Annotated in this window: 4 protein-coding genes; 1 reads left to right on the top strand and 3 read right to left on the bottom strand. The window is 62.5% G+C overall.

Annotated elements, in window-relative coordinates; all coding sequences use genetic code 11:
• On the top strand, window positions 1-455 hold a 455-nt coding region (locus K8U03_00280; protein ID MCE9603320.1), incomplete at its 5' end, for a hypothetical protein.
• Window positions 456-494: 39 nt separating this feature from the next.
• Here K8U03_00280 and K8U03_00275 read toward each other — a convergent pair.
• The 3 genes from K8U03_00275 to K8U03_00265 all read right to left on the bottom strand — a co-directional run.
• Window positions 495-1547 carry an IS630 family transposase gene (locus K8U03_00275; protein MCE9603319.1) on the bottom strand — a complete coding sequence of 351 codons (1053 nt, stop codon included), beginning with the start codon at window positions 1545-1547 and terminating at the stop codon, window positions 495-497.
• 75 nt (window positions 1548-1622) lie between these two features.
• Complete coding sequence (locus tag K8U03_00270; GenBank protein MCE9603318.1) at window positions 1623-3371, bottom strand: MFS transporter; 1749 nt, start codon at window positions 3369-3371, stop codon at window positions 1623-1625.
• Between the two features lie 121 nt (window positions 3372-3492).
• Window positions 3493-3939, bottom strand: a 447-nt coding sequence (locus K8U03_00265; protein ID MCE9603317.1) for an MFS transporter, incomplete at its 5' end; no start/stop codon positions are given.

Genomic DNA, 3939 nt, shown 5'->3' with positions numbered 1-3939 from the left:
ACATTTATCGACTTGCTCCGCGGCAACTGATGTTGAAGGAAGCGGTCGGCTTGATGGACCTTCTCTCCGACGAAGTCGGCATCAAACTCAATACGACCAAGTTGATCGACACGGATGCGCCGCCTCAGCAGGATCAAATTCTGCTCGACGACCCGGCGACCATCATTTTGTCGGACACCTTAAAAGACACCGTCACACTCGCTCGGAAGACCGGATCGCGCTGCTCATTGGTGGAGATGGAGCGAGTGCCAAGTTTATCGTATATGAAGTTGCAAGTCGTACTGCAGGACAGAAAGCTCAATCGCCCCGTTTATTGGGACCAGCAATTACTCGTGGTGGTTCGAGAGTCGGATTGCTTGGTTATGACGGTTCATGTTCCTTCCCATGACGGACGATCGCCCGAGTATGTTTGGGTCAACGAGGTGCTTATGCAGCTTCGGGTTCTAATAAAATGACAGGCTGCGCGGCCGGTCTTTCTGATAATAATACGCGTTCTAATTTGAAGTAGCGCGATTTGCGTAGGGTGCGGCGCAGACGGATTTCATCAGGTCGGCGTTGACGACGGCCTTTTGCCAGGCATCGACGGCGGCTTGCTCCAGTTCTTCGTAGTCGGCGTAGGCTCGATTCGACCAGAAGTGGCTTTTCAGATAGTGCCATAAGTTCTCGACCGGGTTGAGTTCCGGACTGTACGGCGGCAATTGAATCAGCGTGACGTTGGCCGGAACTTGCAGCGCCCGGCTGACGTGAAAGCCGGCCCCGTCCCAGATCATCGCCGCGTGTTCGTCGGCCGCGAGCGTGCGTGAGAACTGCTCCAAGAACAGGTTCACGATCTTCGTATTCAGTTGCGGACTGAGCAGCCCTTCGGCGTGCCCGGTTTCCGCACAGACCGCGCCGAGCACCCACAAGTATTGATACTCCGTCTGCCGGATCGCCGTCGGCCGCGAGCCGCGTCGCGCCCAGACGCTGGTCGTCGTCCCTTGCTGCCCGAAGCGTGATTCGTCCTGAAAATAAACGCGCAGTCGCTTGTCGGGATGAGCCTCGCTCAACGTTTGCAAGCGCGCCGGCAGCGCGGCCTGGAACTCTTCTTGAGCTTGCGGATCCGCTAGGCGATGCCGCGGTCGCGGCCGCAGATACGAGTAGCCCAGACGATGCAGCAGATGATAAACGGCCGACAGCGACCGCAGCACGCCGAACTCGCCGGCGAGGATCCGCTGGAAGTCGACGCCCCGCAGCGAGCAGACCTGATCGTCGGGCCGCGGACCTGATTCGATCCGCTGCCGAACGAGCGACTCTTGCTCCGGCGTGAGCGGCGATTGCGGCTCCGCCCCGCGTCGGTCGTCCAAGCCCGCGAGGCCGAACTCGTTGTAGCGCGCCAACCAGCGCTGACAGATGCGCCGCGAAAGCCCGACCGACATCGCCACCGCCGGCGCCGTGTAGCCGTTGGCGGCGAGAATCACGATCCGCAGGCGTTTGGACTGCGCCGCGTCTTTCTCCACACGCTCCAGCCGTTCCAACTCCGCCAAAGGCAAATGCCCCAACACCTTCATCGCAACCTCCCAAGCTAGGAATGTCGCCGTAGCATGATGGGTAGGTCGGGGGAGCGCAAGAGGAGGCGCGCTACTTCAAGCAAGAATGCGTATAAGACCTCGGCATGACTGCGTTCGGAACCGCTCTGGATGTAAAAAAAAGGTGTCAGGAACCTTTTCGCTCTGATCCAAGAAAGGGTTCCTGACACCTACTGGTTTTCGCACCTTCCATTGGCCGGGACGCGATTGCGTCCGGTCTCCGGGAAATGCAACGCCGTACATCGCGCTGATGTAGCTGCAGACCACCGGATAGCTGCCGGAGAGGCCTGCGTAGGTCTTCGTGTCGGCGAAGTACGGTAAGAGCGCGCTCATCTGGAGGCCGCCGATCGCGGCGAGGATGCGGCCGAAGTTGAAGGCGAAGCCTTGGCCCGTCGCACGGACTTTCGTGGCGAAGAGTTCGGGCAGGTAGAGCGGGAGCCAGCCGTAGAACGAGGCGGTCGTGGCGCCGAGGATGAACGCCCAGATGAGGAACGACGTGCCGTACTCCGAGTGCGTCTGATAGAAGATGAGGACCGACGCCAGCGACAGCACGCACATCAGGCAATACGTGATTCGTCGGCCGAGCCAGTCGCCGCACATCGCCGCGACGATCGTGCCGAGGATCGCCCCGAGCGACAACGCGATCAAGGTATACGACGGAGCATGCGCGTTGGCGAACTCGGCCTTCCCTTCCGTGAGTTTGCCGGCCCAGGCCGCGGCGACTTGAGTCGAGCCCCAGGTTCCTAGCAGCGCCACGCCGCTGAGGCAGGCCCCGAGGAGCATTCGCCGAATCGTCGGCCACGGGCTGGTGGGCGCATCGAGATGTCGCGCCGCCACGGTTCGCTGCAAGTAGCGGAACACGGGATACGTGTAGCCGACGATCGCGATCGTGAGCCCGGCTAACGTGCCGACGATACGAATCGGCACGAGCCACTGGTCGGCGATGCTATTGGTCGACCAAACATAGACGATCACCGCGGGGCCGAGCGCGCCGACCAACACGCCGAGCAAATCGACGGTCGCCCAGTTCGATGTGTTCCCCTTCCCCTGCTCCGCTTCCCACTTATGCGACTCGGGTACGAAGATGCGGAAGAAGAACGTGAGAAGCGCCGGAAGCGTGCCGGCGATCATCATCAGCCGCCACCCCTTGTTCTTGACGAGCATCGTCACCGTCGCCTCGGGAAGGCCGATGTCGGTGAGAATGATCTGGAAATCCGTGAGTAGGGCGCCTAACGCGATGCCGAGGAACCCGACGAGCAAGTAGCCGCAATTCGCCGCCGCGCCGATGAGGCCGGCCATCAGCGCACGCGATCGATTCGGCCAGACTTCCATGACCAGCGCCACACCGAGCGCCCACTCGCCACCCATGCCGAGCGAGGCGATGAAGCGGAGGATGCCGAGTTGGAGCGGCGTTTGGGCGATGCCGCAAAGGCCGGTGAAGATCGCATAGGTGAGCACGCTGAGGCTCATCGCCCGCACGCGCCCAAGCCGATCGCCGAGCCAGCCGAAGAGCACACCGCCGGTCGCAGCGCCGACTAAGAAGACGGCGATGATGACGCTGAACATGAACGCGACTTCGCGCTCTTGCTCGACCGTCGGGGCCGCATAGCCGAGCATGTCTTGCACGGCCGAACGTCCGACGAGGGAGAAGACCCCCATCTCGGCGCCGTCGAAGAGCCAGCCCAAGAGCGCGGCGGCCAAGGCCATCCACGCGCCGCGCGAGGTGCGAACCGGCGCGGTGTCGACCGTCGGGCCGGTCGACGAGGCGGCGGGAGTTTCGGGCGGGGTCTTCGCGTCGATCGCCATGGTTGGATTCCTAATTGCGTGACGAACGAAGATTTTTTGGTACGCCACGCTCCAGCGTGGCTCCTTCTCCGTGCGAGTTCACAGCTGCCACGCTGGAGCGTGGCGTACCAAGAGCGACGAACTACTCGTCGAACTCCCCTTCCTTCGGCTCGGGGAGCCAGAACGAGGCGATGAAGTTGACGACGTAGACCGTCAGCGCGACGCCGGCCGCGACGTAGGCGGTCATGTGCGCGACGGAGATCGGATTCGGCGGCGAGCCGTTGGGGCCCGGGGCGACGAGCGCGGCGGCGACCGTCGTCGTGACCGCGGCGAAGCTCGTGCCGATGAGGCGACCGCCGATGTTGGCGGCGAAGCTTTCGCCCGTGCCGCGCAAGTGAACCGGATAAACGCGCGGCAGGTAGTTGCCCCAGAAGCTGAACTGTCCGACGGTGAGCAGCCCCGCGATGAAGATGCCGATGTGGAGGTAGCTGAGACTCGTCGTGGCGGCCCAAGCGAAGATGATCGGCATGGCGATGATGCCCGGCACGAGGAACATCCGGAGCAGCTTGCGGCGACTGACGATATACAC

Source organism: Planctomycetia bacterium (assembly GCA_021413845.1).
Classification (GTDB): domain Bacteria; phylum Planctomycetota; class Planctomycetia; order Pirellulales; family PNKZ01; genus PNKZ01.
Note: the sequence above shows the minus strand (reverse complement) of the source record. Positions and strands in the feature narration are given on the sequence as shown.

Bases quoted from the DNA above. Each gene is read 5' to 3' on its own strand.
- K8U03_00275 (MCE9603319.1), bottom strand. From the start codon at position 1,547: ATGAAGGTGTTGGGGCATTTGCCTTTGGCGGAGTTGGAACGGCTGGAG.
- K8U03_00270 (MCE9603318.1), bottom strand. From the start codon at position 3,371: ATGGCGATCGACGCGAAGACCCCGCCCGAAACTCCCGCCGCCTCGTCG.